Origin of the sequence: Streptococcus oralis (assembly GCF_023110055.1) — a bacterium.
GTDB lineage: Bacteria > Bacillota > Bacilli > Lactobacillales > Streptococcaceae > Streptococcus > Streptococcus oralis_BY.
This window is the reverse complement of the sequence record NZ_JALDVG010000001.1, coordinates 128370-153626: the sequence shown is the minus strand read 5'-3', so window position 1 is coordinate 153626 and position 25257 is coordinate 128370. Positions and strand designations below refer to the sequence as shown.

General features: G+C 42.6%; 8 protein-coding genes. All 8 read right to left on the bottom strand.

Features of this window, described 5'->3' with window-relative positions:
* Positions 1-435: 435 nt before the first annotated feature.
* The 8 genes from rpsO to M1G01_RS00715 all read right to left on the bottom strand — a co-directional run bounded on the left by rpsO (position 436) and on the right by M1G01_RS00715 (position 24973).
* On the bottom strand, positions 436-705 hold the full coding sequence (rpsO, locus tag M1G01_RS00750) for a 30S ribosomal protein S15 (RefSeq protein WP_001018251.1): 270 nt from the start codon (positions 703-705) through the stop codon (positions 436-438).
* 291 nt (positions 706-996) lie between these two features.
* Complete coding sequence (locus M1G01_RS00745; RefSeq protein WP_000240130.1) at positions 997-1689, bottom strand: phosphoglycerate mutase; 693 nt, start codon at positions 1687-1689, stop codon at positions 997-999.
* A 163-nt stretch (positions 1690-1852) separates the two neighbouring features.
* On the bottom strand, positions 1853-2107 hold the full coding sequence (locus tag M1G01_RS00740; RefSeq protein ID WP_033630067.1) for a hypothetical protein: 255 nt from the start codon (positions 2105-2107) through the stop codon (positions 1853-1855).
* 366 nt (positions 2108-2473) lie between these two features.
* Positions 2474-2854, bottom strand: a complete 381-nt coding sequence (locus tag M1G01_RS00735) for a hypothetical protein (protein WP_049489746.1) — start codon at positions 2852-2854, stop codon at positions 2474-2476.
* A gap of 151 nt (positions 2855-3005) precedes the next feature.
* Positions 3006-8513: a ZmpA/ZmpB/ZmpC family metallo-endopeptidase gene (locus tag M1G01_RS00730; RefSeq protein WP_247930917.1), complete on the bottom strand. Its 5508-nt coding sequence runs from the start codon at positions 8511-8513 to the stop codon at positions 3006-3008.
* A gap of 233 nt (positions 8514-8746) precedes the next feature.
* Entirely contained in the window at positions 8747-9127 is a 381-nt protein-coding gene (locus tag M1G01_RS00725; RefSeq protein ID WP_000849881.1) for a hypothetical protein, read from the bottom strand.
* Between the two features lie 229 nt (positions 9128-9356).
* Complete coding sequence (locus M1G01_RS00720) at positions 9357-15782, bottom strand: ZmpA/ZmpB/ZmpC family metallo-endopeptidase (protein ID WP_247930916.1); 6426 nt, start codon at positions 15780-15782, stop codon at positions 9357-9359.
* Between the two features lie 248 nt (positions 15783-16030).
* Entirely contained in the window at positions 16031-24973 is an 8943-nt protein-coding gene (locus M1G01_RS00715) for a ZmpA/ZmpB/ZmpC family metallo-endopeptidase (RefSeq protein ID WP_247930915.1), read from the bottom strand.
* Positions 24974-25257 lie beyond the last annotated feature (284 nt).

Sequence of the window (25257 nt, the reverse complement as noted above, 5' to 3'; positions counted from 1 at the left end):
TGAAGTCAGAGAGCTGATTTGAGCTCGGGCTAAAATCCTAGTGAAAAAGATAAAACTCCTTGTGTTCATCGAACACTGTGTCCTTTCCCTATTTTCATACGGATTTTTGGCGCCCTTAGCATCATAATTCTTGCTGGATAAAACGTTTGTAGACTAGGCGCAAGCCGAAGATTGTACAAAAATGTTAGTGAAACAAAAAATCTCCCCGAAGGGAGATGATCTGGTTTATTTTACCTTACAGTGCTAGGAACCGTAACCGAAGATTATACTTGAGTATATCGAGGTAGGATGACAAAAGTAAAAAAGCTCTCTGAATATCAGAGAGCTCAAGTCTTGCTGGATAAAACGTTTATAGACTAGGCGACGAGGCGAAGATTGTACTAATGGTACATCGAGCTGAAGCCAACGAAGTATAGAAACGTTTTAGACGCAAGATTAGCGACGAAGTCCAAGAGAGTTGATTAACTCACGGTAACGGTTAACGTCGTTTTTACGCAAGTATGCAAGCAAGTTACGACGGCGACCGATTTTCTTCATCAATCCACGGTAAGTAGCGTGGTCTTTTTTGTGTTGTTTGATGTGTTCGTTAAGGTGGTTGATTTCCCAAGTAAGGACAGCAACTTGAACCTCTACTGAACCTGTATCACCTTCGTGACGTGCATATTGTGCGATGATTTCATTTTTTTTCTCTTTTGAGATTGCCATGATGTTTCTCCTTTTTATTTGGCTTCATCCGAGTGACAGGTTGGCATGCCTGTAACCAAGAAGAAGTTATTTGTCTTTACGACAGTTCTTATTCTACCAAGAAGCAGGGACTTTGTCAACTGATTTACTGTTTAAACCCGTGAATTACTCTACTGATTTCAGGGCTTCGAGCATATCTACTTTTCTTACAATTAAGTCACTCTTTACTATCATTATAAGGCTTTTTCAACTGGTTGGTAACTAGAAGCAAACACAAAAAAGCCTAGGAATCCTAGGCTTTCTGTTTATAAATTATTTTCCAAGGTAGTATTCAGAAACTACATTCAATTTTTCGTCAAATTCGAATACCAATGGTGGGAAGTTAGGGATTTCCACGTCCATGATTTCATCATCTGACAAGCGTTTGATGTGTTTTACAAGGGCACGGATTGAGTTACCGTGAGCTCCTACGAATACGTTTTTACCATCTTTAAGTGCTGGAGCGATTTTGTCTTCCCAGAATGGAAGGGCACGTTCCAAAGTCACTTTCAAGTTTTCAGCATCTGGGATAACTGAGTCGTCAAGTGAAGCGTAACGACGGTCAGTGTGTGCTGAATGCTCATCATCACGATCCATGTTTGGAGGCAATACATCGTATGAACGACGCCAGATGTGAACTTGCTCATCACCAAATTGTTCCGCAGCTTCAGCTTTGTTTTTACCAGTCAAACCACCGTAGTGACGTTCGTTCAAGCGCCATGATTTTTCAACTGGAACCCACAATTGGTCAGAAGCTTCAAGAGCCAAGTTTGTTGTTTTGATTGCACGTTTCAATACTGAAGTGTAAGCTTGGTCAAATTCGATACCAGCTTCTTTGATCAATTTACCAGCGTCAATCGCTTGTTGTGTTCCTTTTTCAGACAAATCAACATCAGCCCAACCAGTGAAAAGGTTAGCTTTGTTCCATTCAGACTCACCGTGGCGAGCAAAAACCAATTTTACCATTAGATGGATTCTCCTTTTATTTTTCGAGGTTTCCCTCGTTTATCTATTCTATTTTACACAATTTTTCATAAAAAAGCTAGTTAAAATCAACTAAAAAGAGAGAACAGTGTCCTCTCATCTAGTTATTATTATTTCGCGATATTCAATCAAGAAACGATTGCAATTATTTGTTATTTAAAGCATCAATTATACGATCAGTATTCTTAGTTACATTAGTATCATTGTAACGATTATGAATTAGACCTTCAATTGTTTCTTTGCAATTTTCAAGATTAGCTTTTTCAAATACTACCACACTGACAACATGTGTTCCACCAGAAGTAAGATGCAAAACTAGTAGAGTCTGAAAAGCGCTTAGCACTGTTAATACATCATAAGCCGCTAATATCAATCCTCCGATAAATGAATTTTGCATCATTGAAAGGCCAATAAGAGCGAAAATGATACCCCAAGCAAATGATTTGAAATCAAGACGAAATGAACTATCTACACTTGCAACTTGATCAACAGGAATTGTTTTATTTTGAGAACCCAGTGGGATAACTTTTAAAATAGTATTAGGGTTAGAAGTTTTTATAAAGACTCCCTCTAAAGTAATGGAAGCTTTTAAATAGAATGTTAAATACGATGTAATGAAAGATTATTTCATAATATTCTCCTTTTATTTTTTCAAGTTGTATTACATCATGTTTCTTTGAAAAAGAGCATTTTGCTAACATATTCTTTCGCCAGATAATTCTTTAAATAAAAAAACAACCCTCCAACGGATTGTTTCACTAGACTATCAGACAAGGCCACGGACCTCTTTCAAAAATTTAGAAAAAGAAACAGCGCCTTTAATGATTAGAAATCCTCCTATCCACTCAGTCGCTGAAAGAAATCCCAGCACGCCACCAATGATAAATAAAACAGATGGCAGCATTCGAAGTTGTTGATCCTCTTCGAAATAGATTAGCATAAAGGTTCCTAATGCAATCATCAAAATCTTAAAAAATGTCAGGAGCAGGGAAAAGGCAACCGTGATAACCAGCATTTTTGAAGGATCTTTATAGATGATGGCCCCAGTATAGGATAGCAAAAATCGTAGGACAGGTCCCAAAAGTAAGGTCACTCCTGCCACCATGCCCAGTCTCCAATTGAGTCGAACCAATCTATCTCTCTCCATAAAAACCTCCTTCTATCGTAGCTATCATTCTACCATATTTGCTCCAGAAACAAAAGACCTTCTCCGTCACAAACAAATCGCCTACCTGCTTTCAGACATCTGAACATAAAAAGAGAAGATCTGTCGATCCTCCCTTTTCATTTTCTAACCCTTATTTCTTAAAAATAGAGGTTCTGAAGTCGTTTGTTTGGTCAAGATAAGCCTTAAAGATTGCTCTCTTCAACTTATGAACGGCACTGTCAATCTCTGGCTTATAGTCACTCCAACGAGGAGCCACTGCATCCTGTAGCACAGCTTGGTCCATGAGGGCTTGCAATTCAGTCACTTGATTGATGGTCTCTGTCGTATAGTTTGGCCATGGTTTTGTCGGAACTTTAAAGGTCACTTGTTTCAAGTTTTTAAACTGATCCACACGTTCTTGGTACATGGCTTTCTTGAAATCCGCCCAAGATGCATACTTGCCTTCAAATACCTTGTCCAAAACAAGATCATCTGTCACCAATCCGCGTTCTTTACCATAGAGATTGATAGTTTTACCTTTTTGTTTGGCAACTTCTTCGTATTGGTTTGAGATATAAGGTACCATTCCATCCTTAAAGCCTTTGGCAGCCAAAAGTTCGTAAGCGATCCGACGTCCCATAAGGTCCCCTGGCGTGCCTTTCTCACTGCTGAGAGCTGAAAAGATTGGGGCAAAGAGTTTAATCGTATAGTAGCCATTTCGCTCATAGTCGCCAGACTGATACTCACGAGCTGATAAGATATTGTGGTCAATCAAACTTTCAAAGTTGGTTAGTTTCTTTGCCTCTTCTTCTGTCAATTCTTTGACTACGTTAGTAGCGTATACCTCATTGCCATCTACTGGATCTTTCACATACTTGTTCTCAATTTTTCTGAGAGCCGCCATTTTCTGGTAAACATTTAGTTTGTTAACGATTGATTGCCCTTCGAGGTATTCCAGCATGTAGATAAGGTCAAACATGTTATGGACATAGTTCTGAAGATCTGCTGCGTTTTGGAATCTCTCTGTCGGATCTAAGACTTGCAGACGGGAGCCCTCTGTACTATCTGATTTTGAGTGTCTCAAGATAGAATTGATGGTAATGGTTGCGTCACTTGGTTGGTCAGGGGCTTGCAATAAGCCTTTTGCGAAGAACTCTGGGCCCAAGCCACTTCTTCGACCATAGCCGCCAAGGTAAATATCCTGATCTGAATCATGGGTCATTTCATGGGTATAAGTAATGGCTCCATCCTTGTCCAGCATACGGTAAGACATATAATAGACTCCATCACCTGTTGCGTAGGCTCCATGCTGATTGTGTACTACCTTATTGCCAACTGGGCCAAAGAAGTTTTTCATGGCTGGATTGGAGCTATCAAACTTAGCCTCCACTGTAGCTTTTCCAGATGTTGTGTCATCCCCAAACTTATAGGCATCATAAAGGAGAATCGTACGATAGAGTTTTTCACGTCCCTCATTATCTAAAATACGATACCAATAATCGTAGTGATCTCGCTGACGTTTGGCTGTTTCACGCGCATTTTCTTCAACAAAGTCATTGAGAGCCTTGCCCGCTTTATGGTCACTATTGCGGTAGCGATCATAGGCTCCAAATCCTAGACTAGACATGGTCGAGATGACAAATACTGATTTCTCTGGCAAGGTTAGGAGAGGCAAGACCATATTGCGGTATTTCCAAGTGGCACTCGTGATGCGATCATAAACACCGATAGAATACTTAGTGCCAGCTTGTCCTTGCTTCGCTTTCACCTCTTCGATAGTGGATTTTTCTTCAACGATGTAAGCATTAGTCTCTGATTTAAACCAGTCATTGTTGCTTGTGGTTGGTAGAAAGACTTTTCGGTAATTTTCTAGCGTGCTAAACAAATCTGTCGTTCCATGATGGCTGGCTAAACTAATAGAATAAGTATCGACATTATTCTTAGCAAGAAGATTGTTAAAGCCAGATTTACCTAACTCAATCAGAGTATCTAGTGGCGAAGCATTTCCCTTACCAAAGAAGTCCAGATGGTACAGAACTAGGTCTTTGATATTCACCTGACCATAGCTAAAGTTATACCACCGTTCCAGATAGGTCAAGCCAAGTAGCAAGGCTTCTTTGTTGCGCTTGATTTTATCTACAAGATAACCCTTGGTGACTGGGTTAGCACCGGCAAGTCCAGCATCAGCTGACAAGAGTTTTTTCAAACTGTCTTCCAAATGTTGTTTTGTTTTGGCGAACTGGTCTTCTAGATAGAGCTCAGTCTGCTCGACTTTTGGAGAAATACCGAGTGTCTTTCTGATGGCTTCTGAATGATAGTCAATCTTTTGTAAGTCAGGTAAGACTTGCTTGATGATGGAAGATTGGTCATACAGGAATTGGTTTGGCGTATAGAGAAGTCCAGTATCGCCTAGACTATATTCTGCTAATTTGGCGAAATCATCCTGGTACTTGAGATTAAGCTTCTCAGAAGAATGGTCCTTGTAGTGAAGCAAGAGTTTGTTTGCAGTCTCTTTGTTGGAAACAATGTCTGTGATGACTTGGTTATCCTTCATCATAACTGCTGACAAGAGTTCTTTTTGATATAACAGACTGTTCTCATTGACCAGATTTCCGTATTTGACGATGGTTGCCTTGTTGTAGAAAGGTAGCAATTTTTCAATGTTCTTATAAGCCAAGGCGCGCTTAGCTTGATAATGGGCTACCTTAGAAAAATCACTGTCTTTCTTGCCACTTGTTGAGAGGGGTTCCACTGTTGGTAGAGTGAGAGGATTGATGGCTGCTTTCTTGCTTTCAATCTGGGAAGCATCTAGCATTGTTCCTCTTTCTTCAAAGGATTCCTTGCTGACGACCTCATCCTTGACTAAGGTGACATTGTAGACTCTGTTTGCCTTGCTGCTGAATGTGTCCTTCACCTTCATTCCATTATAGTGATAACCGGTAATGGCATTTCCGTTGGTTACATTGACATCACTGAGAACATTGGTCAATCTTCCAGCATGCTGTTCCTCATTAGTTTTTCGATCCCACAAATAGCCTGCTACTCCCGCGACTCTACCAAAGTGCTTGGCATTGTTAATATCGCCTTCAGCATAGCTATCTTGGATTTGTGCATCCTGATCTACTAGACCTGCAAGACCACCCACTGTCTGATCTGAACTATTTGTGTTGGATGAAATGGCTACTGTCGCTTTTGACTTAGTAAGTAAAGCCTTGTCACCTGTCAAATGACCGACCAGACCACCGATATTATAGGCAGCAGTCGTCTCATACGTGTTGATAATTCTTCCCTTGAAACTGCTCTCTGTGATGCTTGATTGCTCAGCCTTTGCCAGCAAACCACCGATACCACGTTCACCGGCGAGAACACCATCAACGTGAACTTGCTGAATCTTTGTGCCATTCTGAGCTTCATAGGACAATGCACCGATATCATCTTTCCCTGAAATGGAGACATTTTTCAGACTCAATTTTTCTACTCTAGCGCCGCTCAAGGTTTCAAAAAGAGGCTTTTTCAAGTTGTAAATAGCATACTGCTTGCCATCTTTTTCACCGATCAACTGACCAGTAAAGGCGCCCTTGATGTAGGATTTAGCTTCAGGCTCTAACTCCACTTCGTTGGCATTCAAACTAGCTGCTAAATGATAGGTTCCAGAGAGATTCTGGTTGATAGCTTTGACCAGGTTGCTAAAGGAAGTAAAGGTTGTCGTTTCCTCTGTTGCCTTCTTAGCTAGGTAGAAGGTGAAATTATCAACATATTTATTTTCTAGCTCTTGCTGGAGTTTCTCATCCTTGGCTGTGATTTTATAAACTGGCTGACCATCTTTCGTTTCAGCCGTTATTGAAGCGACTGGTAGATAGACATCTTTAAACGACGAGGATTTAACCTTAACAAAGTAAGTGTCTGGATTACTTGGGACACCGTCTAAAGAAACGTGTTGTTTGTAAGTACCATTGGTCTGACTATACAACTCCAGATCCGAAACGTTTCTTAATTCAAGTGTTTTTTCTGGATCTTTTTCTTTTGGTTTTTCTGTCGGAGCTTCCGGTTTTACTTGCTCGGTATTGCCAGTATATTCTGGAAGAGGAGCGACTTGTTCCGGTTCAACGATGGCTCCTGCTTGCTCACCTGTATATTCTGGTAGGGAAGACTGGGTCTCTGGTTCCACAATCGCACCTGATTGAGTGCCTGTATACTCTGGTTTTTCAGCTGTTTCAGGAGCTACAATCGCTCCTGCTTGAGTGCCTGTATATTCTGGTGTTGGTGGCACCTTTTCAGGCTCTACGATTGCTCCAGACTGCTCGCCTGTATAGGCTGGTTTGTCAGTCGTTTCTGGTTCCACCAAAGCCCCAGACTGGACACCCCCAACCTCTGGCTCAACTTGTTCTGGCTCGACGATAGCACCAGCTTGGGTTCCCTGATACTCAGGTAGCGGAGCGACTTGTTCGGGTTCAACAACTGCTCCAGCTTGGGTGCCTGTATATTCTGGTTTTTCAGCTGTCTCTGGGGCTACAACCGCTCCCGCTTGCTCGCCTGTATATTCTGGTAATGGAGCCTGAGTCTCAGGCTCTCCTTTTCTTGCAGACTGAGGTGCTTCACTTGCAGCTACTGCCTTCTTAGTCCCTTTCTCTACTATACGTGGCAAAGCTTCTTCTACTTTAGTTGAGAGAACTTCCCTAGAAATTTCTTGGTTTTCAACCGTGAAAATGCGAACAAGTTCAATCTTCTTCCCAGCACGACCTTCTTGTTTGACATGGATGGTTCCCTCAGTTAGTTCTGGATTTTCTTGAACTACTTCTGAAAAGTCTAATTTGGTTTCGATCTCTTGGTCTTTGTATAGGAGCTCTGGTTTATTCACGCGACCAGCCAAGACTTCGTCTTGAGGATCTACACTAGCAATACCAGACGGCTTTTTATTAGATAAATCTTGAGAAGGAATCGGGTTTTCAGCAGGGAGTGTAGGAGAGGTAGCTTTCTGCTCATCTCCTGCCCTTTGTTCACCCTCATTGGTCTGGAAATGAGGGTGAACTGTATAGTCAAGTTTCTGATCCCTAGTAGGAGTTTCTTTCTGATTAATCTCTTTGTCTTGCTTAATATAACCTAGGTAAGTATAACCCGATAAGGCACGTGGCAAGGGCAGACTATCTCCTTGGGATAATTGGTATTCCTGATTATACTGGAGTAAAAGTTGATTTTCGATAGCCTGAACTGAAGAAGCCAAACCACTGCTCATCCCCGTTACCAAAATCACATTCAAGAGGGCTTTCTTTTTGCCTTTCTTTTTCGATACGACAAAAATAAGGAGGCCAATCGAAGCCAAGGCTCCACCAGTTAAAACACTAGTAAGGCTATTCTGCCCACCTGTATTGGGCAACTGACCCAGCTGGGCTTTCTCATCCATACGGTAGACTAGATAATAGGTGCTCTCACTATCTTCCGCAATTTTAGGAATGTCCTTGACAATCAAGTCCTTTTCTTGCCCACTCAGCTCCGTATCCGTCACATATTTGTAGTGAACAGCTGCATTTTCTTGAGCAAATACGGTCCCACTGCTCGCAATGGACACAAAAAATAGGCTTGAAATCGAAGCTGACACAAGTCCAATTGCTAATTTTCGTAAGGAGAAACGATGCTGCTTCTCTCCAAAAAACTTTTTCATTCTAAATCCTCTCAACTTTTACCTTCTATCAAGAAAATAACTAGCATTATATTTTGATATAGGTATTTCACATCCACCATTATACTATAAAAATACTTCCTTGTCTCCAATAAATGCTTTAGATTTCACGAATGTCAAAGCTTATTTATCTTGTAAAATTTATCCGTCGTTGATGACAAAAAAAGAAGGCTAAGCGCCTTCTCTTATTTGAAAATATTCCTAACAAAAAGTCATTATTCTTGAATCTCGAACTTTTTCAAAAGTCCAAAATAGAGGGATCCACCAATGATTGTCAGAATTCCTCCTACCCAGCCCAAGAATGGGATCAATCCAACAGAACCACCCACGATAAACAAAACAGACGGTGCAGGGGTCACACGCTCATCGTCCTTGTAATAGACAATAGACACAATTCCTAAAACCAAGACAGCAATTTTTACCAATGCCAAAATGATTGAAAAAATCGTCAATATACCAACTGTTGCATCAGAGTCCTCCGTCGCTGCAGCAGCCCCGACAGCTATCATAAACATAACAAGAGGTGCCAACAGCAAGACGATACCTGAAATAAGACCAAAAATCGCATTTACGCGAGCAAGTGCTTTTGTTTTCATCCGAATCTCCTTAAAAAAATTTTACAACTATCATTTTATCATATTTTCATGAAAAACAAAAGAAATTTCGAAACGAGTATACTAGATGATGAATGTTTTCCAATTTCTCTCCAGATATTTAGAGTAAGAAATATGTCCTGTATCAATTTATTTGTAAATTCATTCGTTTTTGTACTAAGCAAGCCATTCACCTAAAAAAGAAGATCACTTGGATCTTCTTTTTTCGTGTCTATCTTTCAAAGATGGACTGTCTGAAGTCGTCTGTGGCACGTAGATAAGCGTTGAAAATACGATACTTGAGTTGGGCGACACTGCTCTTAGAGCTGTCTGATAAGGCACGATCAATGTTCTTAGCTGAGGCATCCGCTAGTACTGCTAAGTACATATAATCTTGTAATTCCTCATAAGAAGAAATCGTAATTTGTCGTTTGCTATCTAGTTTTCCTGCTTCAAACTCGATAGTGATAGGGCGAAGGAAGTTTTGAGCCTTGTTGTATCGCTCATTCAACATGGCTTTCTTCAAATCCTTCCATGATTCATACTGGCTACCATAGAGATTTTTGAAAACCAAATCATCTCCAACTACTCCGACATCTCCTCTGTTCCAGATTGAGTAGGTCTTATGACCTTCTTTAAGCGCTTGGCCAGCGTATTGGCCAGATACATATGGGACAAATCCTTGTTGGTAACCCTTGTCTCCGAGCAATTCATAAGCTCTACGGCGGAACATAAGTCCCCCAGGTGCACCAGTTGGATTGTCCAGAGCTGCATAGAAGGAAGCAAACATATTGATGACATAGTAGCCATTTCGTCCAAAGTTAGCTCTATCCCAACCATCGCGACGACCAATGATATTATGATCAACCAAATCATCAACAGATTTTAGTTTGGCTGCTTCTTCGGCAGTTATAGGGACAATTCGATCATCAGCGTGAGCTTGTTTACCATAAGAAGTTTTTTCAAAGTTATAATTTTCAGCCTTACGGTACCATTTCATTTTCTGTTGATCAGTTAGAACTCCAGTAACAATATCCCCTTCTACATAATCCAGAAGGTTCAGTACGTCAAAAACTCCATGCATGTAGTCGCGAAGAGCATCTGCTGAGGAGAATCGAGCAACAGGATCATAGGTATGGTAACGTGTGGTCGAATCTTTATCTCCTTGATAGAAGCTATTAAGTACGAGACCTTTTTCGCTAACATTGGTTACAGACTCTAACATCCCTGTAGCAAAACTCTCAGGCCCTTCACCCTCACGACGACCATGTCCTTCAAAATAGATAGAACCATCCGAGTTGTGGGTCATTTCATGGGTATAGACCATGGTTCCAGAAGCTCCCAGCATCTGGTCATAGACATAGAAGACTTCATAACCATTTGCAAAGGCTCCTAGTCCATTGTCTCCGTGATACTTGCCAGCAGGGCCAAAGAAATTATACATAGCAACAGAGGTCTTATCATTACGAGGAGCCCAATATTGCTGGCCTTTATCATTATAAAGAAAGAAACCGTCTGTAACGATCACCCGTCTGAATAGAGTGTCTTTCCTGTTTGGACTTAAAATGTTGTACCACATGTCATAGTGGTTTCGTTGCCATTCAGCTGATTGATCCACAAGTTTTTCAACGTGTCGATGGAGTTCCTCGCCTGAGAGAACTCTACCACCTTCTTTCCTGTAGCCTCCAAAGCTACCAAAGGCAATAGTCGACATATTGCTGATGATATAGACATCTCTTTCAGGTAAGGTCAGAAGTTGGAGGACCATTTGCTTGAAGCCCCAATCTCCCTGAGTCAGTCTGTCGTAGACCTTGATTGTATACTTACTCTTACGATCTGCATTGTCTTGCTTAGCCTGAATTTCTGGCAGACTTGAACGAGCTTCTACGATATAAGCCTTAGTATTTTCCTTGAACCACTCACTGTTGGTTTTATTTGGCAAGAAGAGTTCACGCAGACTTTCTAAGTAAGCAAAGAGGTCTCCTTTGCCTTTTTCCTTGGCTAGGGATTGTCGGTAAGCATTGAAGTTGTTTTGCGCTCGAAGATTGCCCATTCCAGAGTTCCCGAGAGCGATGATAGTATCCAGTGTCGAAGCTGCTTGATTGCCAAAGAAATCAAACTTATAGGCACTAAGATCTTTGGTATTGAACGTTCCATAGTTGACATTGTACCATCGGTTGAGATAGGTCAGACCAAGCATGAAGGCCTCTTTGTTCTGCAGAATTTTTTGGCTAATCGCATCCGCTACGGCAGGGCCTAGGGTGTTGATCGACTTGTCAACTGAAAGTACCTTGAGGAGCTCCTGACCTAGTTCAGCTTTGATTTGTTCAAAGGCTTTTTCCAGATAAAGATCATCTAAGGAAGCTGTTTCACCAATCCCTAATACTTTACGCACTGCAGCCGAGTCATAGGTCACAGATTTGAGTTCATCCAAGACACTCTCTTTAATAGACTGGTAGTCAGATAGGAAGACTTCTGGCGTATAGAGCAAATTCTTATCAGCGATGCTATATTCAGCAATCTGGCCATTGGCAAAATCACCCTTGTAGGTCAGATCAAGATAAGCGATCGTCTTATCTGCATAATGCAGCATCAGTCTATTGATTTCACCCTTATGGCTGTTGACATCTGTTATCAGTGTCTCATCTTTCATCGGAACCACATCTAGCAGGGCTACTTTGTTGAGTTTATCATCTTCAGCTAATTGGTTGGCTGTATGAACGATGAAGTCTTTGTTGTAGAATGGTAATAGTTTTTCTACATTTTCGTAGGCTTGCTTTCTGGACTCTTGGGCTCCCCTCACTCGACTATAGTCTGTTTGATGCTGGTAAGCTTGCTGCAATGGCTCCTGGTCCGTCAAGTTTGAAGTGATTCCAAAGGACTGACGTTTGGCTTGCGCATCGGCTTCTGAAATAGAACGGACAAAACGCTCATCTTTTCGATTTGCTGTAGTTCCTTCAAGAACATAAGAGTCCCGAACAGAAGCCTCAGGATAGGGATCTCCTGTCATCGCATGACCATTTTGAACCTTGACACTGGTCAAGACATTTCGGACCTGTCCATTGTTCCAAGTAGATCCGATCGCTCCACCGACTTGGCCAGAATGACCTCCATTTTGGATAGAACCAGACACATAAGAAGTTTCTAATCTAGCTCCATTCTGCAAACGACCGATCAATCCTCCAACACGCTGGTCTCCATTTCGACCCGTTACTTGGATAGATACATCTGCCTGACTCTTCTGCGCCAGTGATTGGTTGCCGTGGAAATTACCAACCAAGCCACCAACATTGTACTCCTGCCCCCCATCTTGGGTGCTGGTGATGGACCCTTTAAAGGCAACATTGGTTAGTTTTGTGTTTTGGGCAACTCCTACGAGCCCACCGATATGCTTGTTTCCAGATAGACTACCACTTACAGAAACATCCGTAATCGTTGCATTTTGAGCATTGCTAGCCAAGGTCCCTATAGAATCCTTGCCTGTAACTGCAGCCGATTTCAAGGTCAGTTGCTGGATAGTGGCATTTTTCAAGGTTGCAAAAAGTGGTTTTGCCAAGTTGTAGATGGTATAATCTTTGCCATCCACTCGGCTAGTTAGACTACCTGAAAATTCTTCTGGAACATAGCTTGTCACAGACTGTTCCAACTGAATCTCATCTGCTGAAACATCCGCTCCTAGTTTGAAGTTTCCAGTCGGGTTTGACTTCATGGCCTCTATGAGCGCTTTGAAGGACGTATAGACACCTTCTTGGCTAAGAGGCGTTTTCGGCAGTTCAAAAGAGTAATCTGGACGATAATGGTCCCCTTCTCCCTCGACAAGCTGATTAGCTGATACTGTTACGGAGTAGGCATTGCCCTTATCTGTAATCTTAGAAACTGGTAAGAGCATATCCTTGAACTTGTCTGACTGAATGCGAACATAGTAGTTGTCCAAATCAGACGGCACTTCCGACAGAGATAGGTAACGTCGGTAGTGACTGCCATCTTTACCGTACAGCTCGATGCGGTCGATGTCTTTGATTTCAACCTTCTTATAATCTAGCTGAACTGGACGTTGATCCTCTATACTAGTTTGTTCCCCTTGACCCAGGTCATATTTCATGACGGTTTTGAGGGTATAAGGAGTATAGTAGTCCAAGTCATCAAGTGTCAATTTTTGAGCGAGGTCCACAAGGTCGACTTCCTTGATCAGCGTTTCGCCCTTGTATAGCTGCACTTTGGCTGATTGATAGCTAGCTGTAGCATCCGTCAAATGATAGCTAAGAGAAACTTGGCGTTGATCTTCTTCCTTCTCGACACTGACTAGAGAGAGGGTTGGTTTTCTTTTGACACCATCCAGAGCTTGACGAGCTGCCTCGAGATCCGTCCGAACTTGATCGACCAAGGCTTGATTGGCGAAAGGATTGTCCAAAACGAGCTTGGCCTGATCTAAGGCACGACGATAGCGGAGTTTGGCTTGTTCATCAGCATACTGGTAAGCAACTGTAGACTGAGTCACATCCTTCATGTCAAATTCAACTCCAAGAGTTTTCTTATCAACAGGTTGGCCGTCTAGATTATTCTTAGCAGTTTCAAGGGCATTTTTCAAGGAATCAACTTGTTCTTGACTAGCGTGAGATACCTCAAATAAAGCTTGAGCATTGGCAACTGCCTGTTTATAAGACTCCTGATCTGCAGTGGTATCATTGAAATACTGATGCGTTTTCTGGATGCTATCGGCCTCTTCCACTAATTGGTGTAAGGGTTCAAGGTCGAGGGTTCCTTTTTCTGGTTCCACAGGAGCGTGATCCGCATTTGTAGAAATTGGTTTTGTACCGACTTTGATAATCTGAGGAACTGCTTCTTTTGTGATAGTGTTAGAGATTTCCTCTGTATTTTCGACTTTTCCATCTACTAAATACTGACGAGTCACAATCGTACGGATACCCTCTTGACCTGCTTGACTAACTTCTCTTTGCCCCAATGGCAGGTCTGCACTTTCCACTTCCTTGGTTGGATAGGGTTCGGCCACTGTTGTGGTAACGTCCTTTTCTTCGACGTTTAAGCTTGGAACTTCATTTACAGGAGCGTCTGTTGGTTTCTCGCTAACAGGAGCCGTTCCGACCGTTACGATCTCTGAGACCGCTGGAGTCGTCACTTCGTTTGAGAGTTCCTGGCTTCTCTCTACTTTGCCATCCACCATGTACTGACGGGTGACGATTGTACGCACACCATCTTGACCAGCTTGGGTTATCTTGGTCTGGCCAACTGGCAAGCTATCACTCTCAACTCGTTCCCGAGTGTAGGGTTCTGCTACCGTTGTGGTAACATCTTTTTCTTCAACCTCTAGACTTGGAACTTCATTTACAGGAGCGTCTGTTGGTTTCTCGCTAACAGGGCCTGTTCCAACTGTTACAATCTCCGAAACCGCTGGTGTCGTTACTTCGTTTGAGATTTCCTGCCTTCTCTCTACTTTTCCATCTACCATGTACTGACGGGTGACGATTGTACGCACACCATCTTGACCAGCTTGGGTTATCTTTGTCTGGCCAACTGGCAAGCTATCACTCTCTACTCGTTCTCGAGTGTAGGGTTCTGCTACCGTCGTGGTAACATCTTTTTCTTCAACGTTTAAGCTGGGAACTTCATTTATTGGAGCGTCTGTTGGTTTTTCACTAACGGACTCCCCTGGGCTTGGTTTTGTAGGAGAAGGGACCTTGCTTCCGACTTTTCTAATCTCAGAAGTCGGCTCAGTCGTTACCTGATTGGAAACCTCCTCTGTATGGATCACCTGACCATTTAAAATGTAGCTGCGGGTCACAATGGTACGACTACCATTTTTCCCTGCCTGAATCACCTCAGTTTGACCTTGCGGCAAATCAGCTGCTTCTACTTCCTCCACTTGGAAAGGAATAATCTCTGTACGACTCGTTTCTTTACTATCAACCTTTAACTCTGGTTGTTCAAATACAGGAGCATCACTTGGTTTCTGAAAACGATACTCTTCCTGCGCTTGACTTCCGTTTGAAGTTTGAACTGGAGTATCAATAGGAGTCGAATGATTCAACTCTTTCTTGCCATCAACTGGAGAGTTTACTGCTTTTTGAGATTTCAAATACCCTACATATTGGTAGCCTTCAATCGTAAGTGGGGATTGCAATGTTTCCCCGACCTGTACAGTCAATTCCTGATTATAGTCAGCCAGCATTTGATTTGTCAAAGCCAAGGAAGTTGGCGCGATCAGCTGACTTCCTAGACTGGTTAAAAGCATAAATGAAGCTAGCTTTTTGCGATCATCTCTGCCCAGTTTAATCGCTACGACCAGTAGTACAATACCTGCCCCCGCTGCAATTGAGCTAATGAGTTGACTATGACCAGTTGCAGGCAACTGTCTCGTCGGACGATAAATCAAATAGTAAGTATCATCTGTTTCCTCAGCAAACTGTGGCAATTCTTTGACTACCAATTGCTTCTCTTGGTCCGTGAGCTCACTCTCTGTCACGTACTTATAGTGAATCTGTTTTGTGACGGATGGCGTCTGTTCACTAGCTGCTACATTTGCAAGAGAACCTCCTCCACTAAAAAGGTAGAAAGCCCCTACCAGAGCAGAAACTAAACCAACCGAAACTTTTCTCAATGAAAAACGTTGGTGCTTTTCTCCTAAATAACTTCTTTTCATTTCTAATCTTTCCTTCATCATGATTTGAATCCCCTCTATTCTACCGAAATTTACTAGATTATTCAATTTATTTGCTATAAATAATAGCCACAAAAAACTGCTAATCTTTTCAGTTCATTTACGCTGTCAAAATCCTTATCTTATCAGGTCTTGAATGCACAAACAAGATCATGGAGAAACCACAGAAAAATTCCTAGGTAGCCTTAAACCTAGGAATTTTCAAATTTTAATCAAACAGAATCGTTTCCTTATTTCTTGAAAATAGACTGTCTGAAGTCGTCTGTCTCACGAAGATAAGCATTGTAAATCTTCTTCTTGAGCAGGTTAACCCAGCTAGCTTCGACACGGCTAGTAGCATTGGTAATGTTGCGTACATCCTCTGCCACGGCTGCGTCCATCAACTGCTGCATCTCTGCATAAGAACGAATGGTTACTTTCTTGGTACTGTTTGGATTTTTAAGCTCGTACTCAATGGTGATTGGCTTCAGCTTGGTCAGCTGATCAATTCGCTCCTTGTACATGGCCTTCTTGAAGGCTGCCCAAGAGGTGTATTCACCTTTAAATACATTTTCCAAGACTTTCTGGTCAGTCACGAGACCAACATCTCTTCCAGACCATCCGTCCCACGTTTTCTTCCCTTCATCAAAGGCTTCCTGAGAGTACTGACCAGAAACATAAGGGACAAATCCTTCATGGTAGCCTTTGGCTGCCAGTAATTCATAGGCTGTGCGACGGAACATAACGTCACCTGGCGCTCCATTTGGATTGCTCAAGGCTGAGTAAATTGGTGAGAAGAGGCTGAGACTGAGGTAGCCATTTCGACCATATTTCCCACTTTCCTTATTCTCCCGACGAGTGATCACATCATTTTCAATGAGAGAGTTAAAGGTCTTTAATTGCTTGATTTCTTCAGCAGTGAAGCTTCTCGTCTGGTTACCAGCATGAGTCTCCTTACCATACTTATCTGTAATATAGTAATTCTCCATCTTTCTGAACCACTGAAGTTTCGCATCATCACTCTGCTTCAGCATAGAGGTACCTTCTAGATAATCCAAGGTGTAGATCATGTCAAACATACCATGGACATAGTGTTGAAGGTCTGCTGCATTTTGAACACGTTCCTTGAAATTATAGGTATGCATACGTGTCTTAGAATCCTTGTCCACCTTGAAGAGAGTATTGAGCGTAATAGTTGGTTCATCTGGGCTTGGCGAAGACTGCAAGAGTCCGCGAGCATAGAGTTCCGCACCTAGTCCCTCACGACGACCATATCCTTCAAAGTAAATAGCACCGTCAGAGTTATGGGTCATCTCATGCGTGTAGACTGAGTTACCATAGTCTTCCAACAATTTAGCAGCATCAAAGTGAGTTACACTACCCGTAGCATAGGCATTATAGCCCTTGCTTGGATACCACTTGCCAGCTGGTCCAAAGAATTCCTGCATAGCCTGTGATTTTTTGTCATTAGCTGGAGCCCAATATCTTTGACCATTCTTGTCAACCAATGAGAACCCATCATAAACCAGAACCGAACGGAAGAGCTTGTCCTTGCTTTCTGGACTCAGAATCTTATACCAGAAATCATAGTGGTCGCGCTGGTATTCAGCTGTTTTTCTCACTCTGTCTTCAACATATTCAATTAGTTCTGCGTCTGTTCGCACCCTGTTATTGGCATCCAGGCGGTAGCGATCATAAGCTCCCATGGAGATGGTAGACATATTGGAGATAGCATAGACACCTTTCTCTGTCATGGTCAAGAGTGGCAGGAGCATGCCCTTGTGTTCCCAATTATCTGCAGTAATCTTATCATAAACACCGACAGAGTACTTGCTCTTGCCCTCAGCTGCGTCCTGAAGCTGTCTCGCTTCTGCTACATCGGACTTAGCCTCAACGATGTAGGCTTTTGTATTGGTCTTGAGCCATTCATTATTGGTCTTGTATGGCAGGAAGAGCTGACGGTAGCCTTCAAGGTAATTGAAGAGTCCTCGCTTGCCAGTTGCTTCAGAGAGCGAATTATCATAAGCTGTATAGTTGTTCTTAGCCTTGAGATTCTCAAGTCCTGATTTCCCTAAAGCAATGATTGTATCAAGAACCGAAACGTCATTTTTACCGTAGAAATCCATCTTGTAAGCCGATAGGTCCTTAACATTAAAGTTGTCATAGTTGATATTATACCAACGGTTAAGGTAAGTCAAACCTAATAGGAAAGCTTCTTTATCAGCAAGAATCTTCTTAACAAGATAATCCTTAACTACTTCACCTTCAGTATTGATAGCCTTATCCATAGCCAGAACTTTTCGTAGTTCTGTTGACAGTTTGCTTTTCACTTGCGTAAATGCGGTGTCTAAGTATAATTCATCTAAAGAAGTATCTGCTGCTACACCGAGAGCTGTTCGCATAGCTGGCGAATCAAGAACGACTTTGTTTAGCTCTGGCAAGACTTGATTTAGAATACTAGTATAATCTGATACAAAGGCTTCTGGAGTATACAAAAGGTCTAATCCCTTCATTCTATACTCAGCAATACCTCGATTTACGAAATCTCCCTGATAAGATATTTCTAGGTAGTCAATAGTATTGTCCATGTAGTGCAGCATCAAACGATTGATTGCTGTTTTATTGCCATGGATATCAGTGATAACCTGGTCACCCTTCATCGGAACAACATCCAGTAGGTACTCCTTATTCAACTTATGCTCTTTCGGAATCTTATTCGCAAACGAAACAATGGTTTCTTTATTGTAGAAAGGAAGCAGTTTCTCCATATTTGCATAAGAATATCCGCGGTCAAATTGAGCATTGTTTACCTCACCATAGTCGACAAAACGCATATTTAGATTCGTGTCATCTAGGCTAGTCGTGATGTCCATAGCAGTCAGTTTTTCTTCCATTTCTTCTTGAGTAATAGTAGAAGTAACAAACTGATCGTTCTTCAAGGTTTCACTTTTAGCAACTTTATATGCTTGCGTAATGCGGTCGTTTTTGTAGCCCTGATCCCCAGAAATACTGTAAACATTTGTACCGCTAACATTACTGATCACATTATCAACTAAACCATTAAAGTAGTTCGAGCCGACCACTCCACCGATTTGACCGTTAGTGGTCGCATTATACAGTTTTCCTGTCACATACGATTTGGTAATTCGAGCGTTGTTTTCTAGACGACCAACCAAACCACCGATACGTTGTTCATTTGATCGAGCACTACTAATAATCGTTACATCTGCTTTACTTTGGCTAAGAAGAGATTCTCCTCCTTTAAGGCTTGCAACCAAACCACCTACATTATAAGCTTTGATGTGTTGACTGTTAGATAGGATAGTTCCCGTAAAGGAACTATTGGTAATTTTCGTATTGGTTCCATTAACTACTAGACCCGCTACGTTAGAGGCGTTTCCTACTACCAATACTCTCCCCTGAACAGAAACATCTGTAATTCGCGCATTTTCCGCACTGCGTGCCAGTGCAGCCGAGTCATAGGTCCCCACGATATTCACATCTTTAAAGTCTATATTGGTAATAGAAGACCCATTCTTCATGTTTTCAAATAAAGGCTTGGCTAGATTATAAATAGCGTATTGCTTACCATTTTGACTACCAGTCAGACTGCCGGTGAAGTTCCCTTTGAGGTAGACATAATCCGCAGGAGCTAGATTGACCTCGCTCGCATCCAAATCAGCTCCCAGAACATAATTTCCTGCCATATTTCGCTTCATAGCGTCTACCAATCCAGCAAAGCTAGTGTAGACATTTTGCTGACTTGGGACCGCCTTACTGATGTAGAAGTCGTGCCCAGACTTATAGCCCGCTTCACTTTCTTGGACGAGTTCAGGAAGCGTTACATTAACCTTATAGACTGCCTTGCCATCTTTCTCTGCTTCAGAAATACTGTGAACTGGTAGGAGAATTTCCTTGGATTCGCTTGACTTGATCTTGACGAAGTAGGTAGACAGATCCGTAGGTATAGAGCTCATCGATACAAAGCGCTTGTATTGGTCGTTTTCTTTATGATAAAACTCAACGGAATCAATATCACGGAAGGCAATCTTCTTATATTCTAGCTCAAAGTTACGACTGTCTGTCTCAAACTCAGTAAAGCTACCATTATCCAATTCATAAGTCAACTTGGTTTTTAGAGTGTAGCCTGTGTAGTAGTCTAGGTCACCAATCTTCAAGCTACCAGCGAAATTGGTAATCGGAAGAGTGCGAATCAGCTGTTCTCCCTGGTACAATTCTGCAATCGCTGAACGGAAGGACTGGGTCTGGTCTTCCAATCTATATTGGACCGTAACAGACTTATCATCGGCATTCTCAGTCAGACTTAGAATAGAAACAATCGGCTTGACTTTAGGCACTCCATTCAGAGCTTCTTTGGCTGCTGTCAGGCTAGCAAGAGCTTGGTTGACCTGTACTTGTGTAGCAGTTTGATTGTTCAGCACTCCTTCAGCCTTAATCAATTCGTCAGTATAAGCTGTCTGCTTATCTAAATCCGCATTCTTATATTTAACAGAAGTTTTAACTCTTGGATTTAAATCGTACTCCGTCTGAAGAGCCGTTTTGACAACTTCAAGACCACTCAATTGCGCCTTGGCTTGATTGATTTGTTCCACCAGTTGGTTGACTTCTGCTTGGCTGGCTTGAGATTGGCTCAGAATCGCTTGACCAGCCGTCAAAGCAGCATCATAGTTAGCTTGATGACTCTGACTATCGTTGAAATAACGGGCCTGAGCTTTAATCTGATCCGCTTCTGCCAAGAGATTATGCAGTGAAATTAAATCGAACTCCTCTAAAGCATCTGCTTTCGGTGCTTCATTCGGTACCATGGTTGGCTTAGCCGTGCCGACCTTGACAATTTGCGTTACGGGAGCTAAAGTTTCCTCGTTGGACAACTCTTGGTGGTCAACCTCTTGACCGTTAGAACTATAGACACGAGTCTTAATCGTGCGCTCTCCCTCAACACCTGGTGTTGCGATCTGACGAGCATCTTGGACCAATTCATCCGTTTCTTCTTCACGAATGTTGAAGGCTATTTTCTCTACACGAGTTTCATCGGTATATATCAGTGGATACTCTGGCAAAGCGTCTGATTTCGGTGCATCATTTGGCACCATGTTTGGTTTAGCCGTGCCGACTTTGACAATTTGCGTTACGGGCGCCAAAGTTTCTTCATTAGATAACTCTTGGCGGTCAATTTCCTGACCATTGGAACTGTAGACACGGGTCTTGATAGTCCGTTCGCCTTGAACTCCTGGAGTGGTGATTTGGCGGGCATCTCGAACAAGCTCATCGGTATATTGCTCCTCAATGTTGAAGGCTATTTTCTCTACGCGCGTTTCATCGGTATATGTCAACAGATACTCTGGCAGGGCGTCTGCTTGCGGTGGATCGTTCGGTACCATGGTTGGCTTAGCCGTGCCGACCTTGACAATTTGCGTTACAGGAGCTAGAGTTTCCTCATTGGATAATTCTTGGCGGTCAACCTCTTGACCGTTAGAACTATAGACACGAGTCTTGATAGTCCGCTCACCTTGGACACCTGGAGTTGTGATTTGACGAGCATCTCGAACAAGCTCATCGGTTTCTTCTTCACGAATTGTGAAGTTAATCTTCTCAACGCGAAGTTCGTCAGTGTAAGTTAGCGGATATTCTGGCAGAGCGTCTGCTTTTGGTGCATCGTTCGGTACCATGTTTGGCTTAGCCGTGCCGACCTTGACAATTTGAGTTACGGGAGCTAGGGTTTCCTCATTAGACAATTCTTGGCGATCGATTTCCTGAACGTTGGAACTATAGACACGAGTCTTGATGGTACGCTCTCCTTGGACTCCCGGAGTTGTGATTTGGCGGGCATCTCGAACAAGATCATCCGTTTCTTCTTCACGAATTGTGAAATTAATTTTCTCAACCCGAGTTTCGTCGGTATAAGTGAGTGGATACTCTGGCAAAGCGTCTGCTTTTGGCGCATCGCTTGGTACCATGTTTGGCTTAGCCGTGCCGACCTTGACCACTTGCGTTACAGGAGCTAGAGTTTCCTCATTAGACAACTCTTGGCGGTCAACCTCTTGACCGTTAGAACTGTAGACGCGAGTCTTAATCGTGCGCTCTCCCTCAACACCTGGTGTTACGATCTGGCGGGCATCTTGGACTAATTCATCCGTAGTTTGCTCTTCAATGTTGAAGGCTATTTTCTCTACACGAGTTTCGTCGGTATAAGTCAACGGATACTCTGGCAGTACGTCTGCTTTCGGTGGATCGTTCGGTACCATGGTTGGCTTAGCCGTGCCGACCTTGACAATTTGCGTTACGGGAGCTAAAGTTTCCTCGTTGGACAACTCTTGGTGGTCAACCTCTTGACCGTTAGAACTATATACTCGAGTCTTGATAGTTCGTTCGCCTTGGACTCCTGGAGTTGTGATGTGGCGGGCATCTCGAACAAGCTCATCGGTTTCTTCTTCACGAATGTTAAAGTTGATTTTTTCAACGCGGGTTTCGTCGGTATAAGTTAGCGGATATTCTGGCAGAGCATCTGCTTTCGGCGCATCATTTGGTACCATAGTTGGTTTAGCAGTTCCGACTTTGACGATTTGTGTTACTGGAGCTAAGGTTTCTTCATTCGAAAGTTCTTGATGGTCAACAACTTGACCATTGGAACTGTAGACACGGGTCTTAATCGTACGCTCACCCTCAACACCTGGAGTTGTGATTTGACGAGCATCTCGAACAAGCTCATCGCTTTCTTCTTCACGAATGTTAAAGTTGATTTTTTCAACGCGCGTTTCGTCAGTGTAAGTTAGCGGATATTCTGGCAGAGCGTCTGCTTTCGGTGGATCGTTCGGTACCATGGTTGGCTTAGCCGTTCCCACTTTGACCACTTGCGTTACGGGAACTAGAGTTTCCTCATTGGACAACTCTTGGCGATAAACCTCTTGACCGTTAGAACTGTAGACGCGAGTCTTAATCGTGCGCTCTCCCTCAACACCTGGTGTTGTGATTTGACGAGCATCTTGGACTAATTCATCCGTTTCTTCTTCACGAATGTTGAAGGCTATTTTCTCTACACGAGTTTCGTCGCTATAAGTCAACGGATACTCTGGAAGGGCGTCTGCTTTCGGTGGATCGTTCGGTACCATGGTTGGCTTAGCCGTGCCGACCTTGACCACTTGCGTTACGGGAGCTAAAGTTTCCTCGTTAGACAACTCTTGGCGGTCAACCTCTTGACCGTTAGAACTGTAGACGCGAGTCTTAATCGTGCGCTCACCCTCAACACCTGGTGTTGTGATCTGGCGCGCATCTTGGACCAATTCATCCGTTTCTTCTTCACGAATGTTGAAGGCTATTTTCTCTACACGAGTTTCGTCGCTATAAGTTAGCGAATATTCTGGCAGAGCGTCTGCTTTCGGTGCTTCATTTGGTATCATGCTTGGTTTAGCTGTGCCGACTTTGACAATTTGCGTTACAGGAGACAAGGTTTCTTCGTTAGACAACTCTTGACGGTCAACAACTTGACCATTGGAACTGTAAACACGAGTCTTGATAGTTCGTTCGCCTTGTACACCCGGAGTTGTGATTTGACGACTTCCTTCTGGAATCTCATCTGTATATTGCTCGTCAATAGAAAAATCAATCTTTTCTATTCTAACCTCATCATTTGTAGTCAATTCCAACTCAGAATTCTCATGAATAGGAGCTGTCTCGGGACTGGTTCCGTACTCTGCCAATTCCGGAACTTCGTGAACAGGAGCTGTTTCTGGAGTTGTGCCATATTCCGTCAATTCCGGAACTTCACGAACTGGAGACGTCTCGGGACTGGTGCCATACTCTGCCAATTCCGGAACTTCATGAACAGGCGCTGTTTCAGGAGTTGTGCCATATTCCGTCAATTCTGGAATCTCTTGAACTGGAGGCATCTCAGAACTGGTGCCATACTCTGCCAATTCTGGAACCTCATGAACTGGAGCTGTATCAGGAGTTGTACCATATTCCGTCAATTCTGGAATCTCTTGAACTGGGGATGTCTCAGGAGTTGTACCATATTCTGCCAATTCTGGAACTTCATGAACAGGCGCTGTTTCTGGAATTGTGCCATATTCTGACAATTTCGGAACTTCGTGAACTGGAGTTTCTTTTGGTATCGAGTTAGTTGGAGCTGTTCCAACTAAAATAATTTCAGAAACAGGTTCAAGCGTCACTTGATCAGAAATCATTTCGCTTTTTACGATTTCTTGATTCTCACGATAATGACGAGTTACAACTGTTCTTTGGCCTCGAACACCTGATTGTATTACTTTTGATTGCCCTTGAGCCAATTCATCGGAATACTGGTATTGGGTCTGATAAGGGAGATCTTGAACCGACTTTTGTTCAATAATTTTTAATTCTGGCAAGTCATAAACGGTGCTTAGACGAGCAGACTCTCTCTCCTTAGCAGCTATAGCTTCTTTTTCTTCCTCAGTTAAAGCATCACCCTTATCCGAAACAATCTCTTTCATATCAAGATTTGTTTCACTCGGTTTAAGTTCACTTCCCTTCTCTTTCTCCAAATCAAGTGTCGGATTTTCCTTCAGAGTAGAATGGGCTAAATAACTCTCCTCTTTCTCTGCATCCTTTAAGTAACCAATATAGTCGTAACCGTCAATTCTTAATGGCGCTGGAAGAGATTCTCCAAGACCCAAGTTAAGACTTTGATTATATGCAGCGAGCTCGATATTCGTCACCGCCAAGACTGTTGGAGATAGCAGCATGGATCCCATTCCAGTTACCAACAAGATAGAAGATAAATACCTCTTCCCATTCCTGCCTCTAACAACTACAAGTACTAGTAATGCAAGACCCATGGCTGTAAAAGTTGATTCCCAAAGGCCGGAGTGACCTGTCTTAGGCAATACTCCAGATGTATCCCCTTGAGTAGTCGGACGATAAACTAAGTAATAGGTCTCTGAAGCATCCTCAACATGCTTTGGAATCTCCCTAATCAAGGCACTCTTCTCTGCCTCTGTCAATTCAGACTCCACTACGTAGTGGTATTTGACCTGAGCAGACTGCTGACTTTGAATTTCTGCTGCCTTCACAGAAGTCAAGCCCCCAGCCATTTGCCCATTCAAAAAGAAGCTTCCAATAGTCGCCGAAACGAGCCCGACAGACAACTTTCTGAAAGAAAAGCGCTGTCGTTTTTCTCCATAAAACTGATGTTTCACTTTAAAGATTTCCTTTTCATTATATTATTCAATCCTTTCTATTCTACCTGATTTCACTTGATTATTCAAATTATTTGTCGCGATTTTTAGAAGCAACACATGCTTTTGAAAAGTACCAAAACACGACTCCTCTTTTTAAAAAAATCTCAAAAATCAACTTAAAATGAGCCCCAAAATTATTAGATTTCTGCATCTTTGTTCTAAACTTTTTCCAGCAAAAAAGAGAGAAATGACTTCCTCTCTTTTTCCTTTTCATCTCATCTTAAACTATGAGAAAACATATT

Excerpts from the sequence above, each read along its gene's own strand:
- rpsO (WP_001018251.1), bottom strand. The coding sequence starts at position 705 with ATGGCAATCTCAAAAGAGAAAAAAAATGAAATCATCGCACAATATGCA.
- M1G01_RS00745 (WP_000240130.1), bottom strand. The coding sequence starts at position 1,689 with ATGGTAAAATTGGTTTTTGCTCGCCACGGTGAGTCTGAATGGAACAAA.
- M1G01_RS00740 (WP_033630067.1), bottom strand. The coding sequence starts at position 2,107 with ATGATGCAAAATTCATTTATCGGAGGATTGATATTAGCGGCTTATGAT.
- M1G01_RS00735 (WP_049489746.1), bottom strand. The coding sequence starts at position 2,854 with ATGGAGAGAGATAGATTGGTTCGACTCAATTGGAGACTGGGCATGGTG.
- M1G01_RS00730 (WP_247930917.1), bottom strand. The coding sequence starts at position 8,513 with ATGAAAAAGTTTTTTGGAGAGAAGCAGCATCGTTTCTCCTTACGAAAA.
- M1G01_RS00725 (WP_000849881.1), bottom strand. The coding sequence starts at position 9,127 with ATGAAAACAAAAGCACTTGCTCGCGTAAATGCGATTTTTGGTCTTATT.
- M1G01_RS00720 (WP_247930916.1), bottom strand. The coding sequence starts at position 15,782 with ATGAAAAGAAGTTATTTAGGAGAAAAGCACCAACGTTTTTCATTGAGA.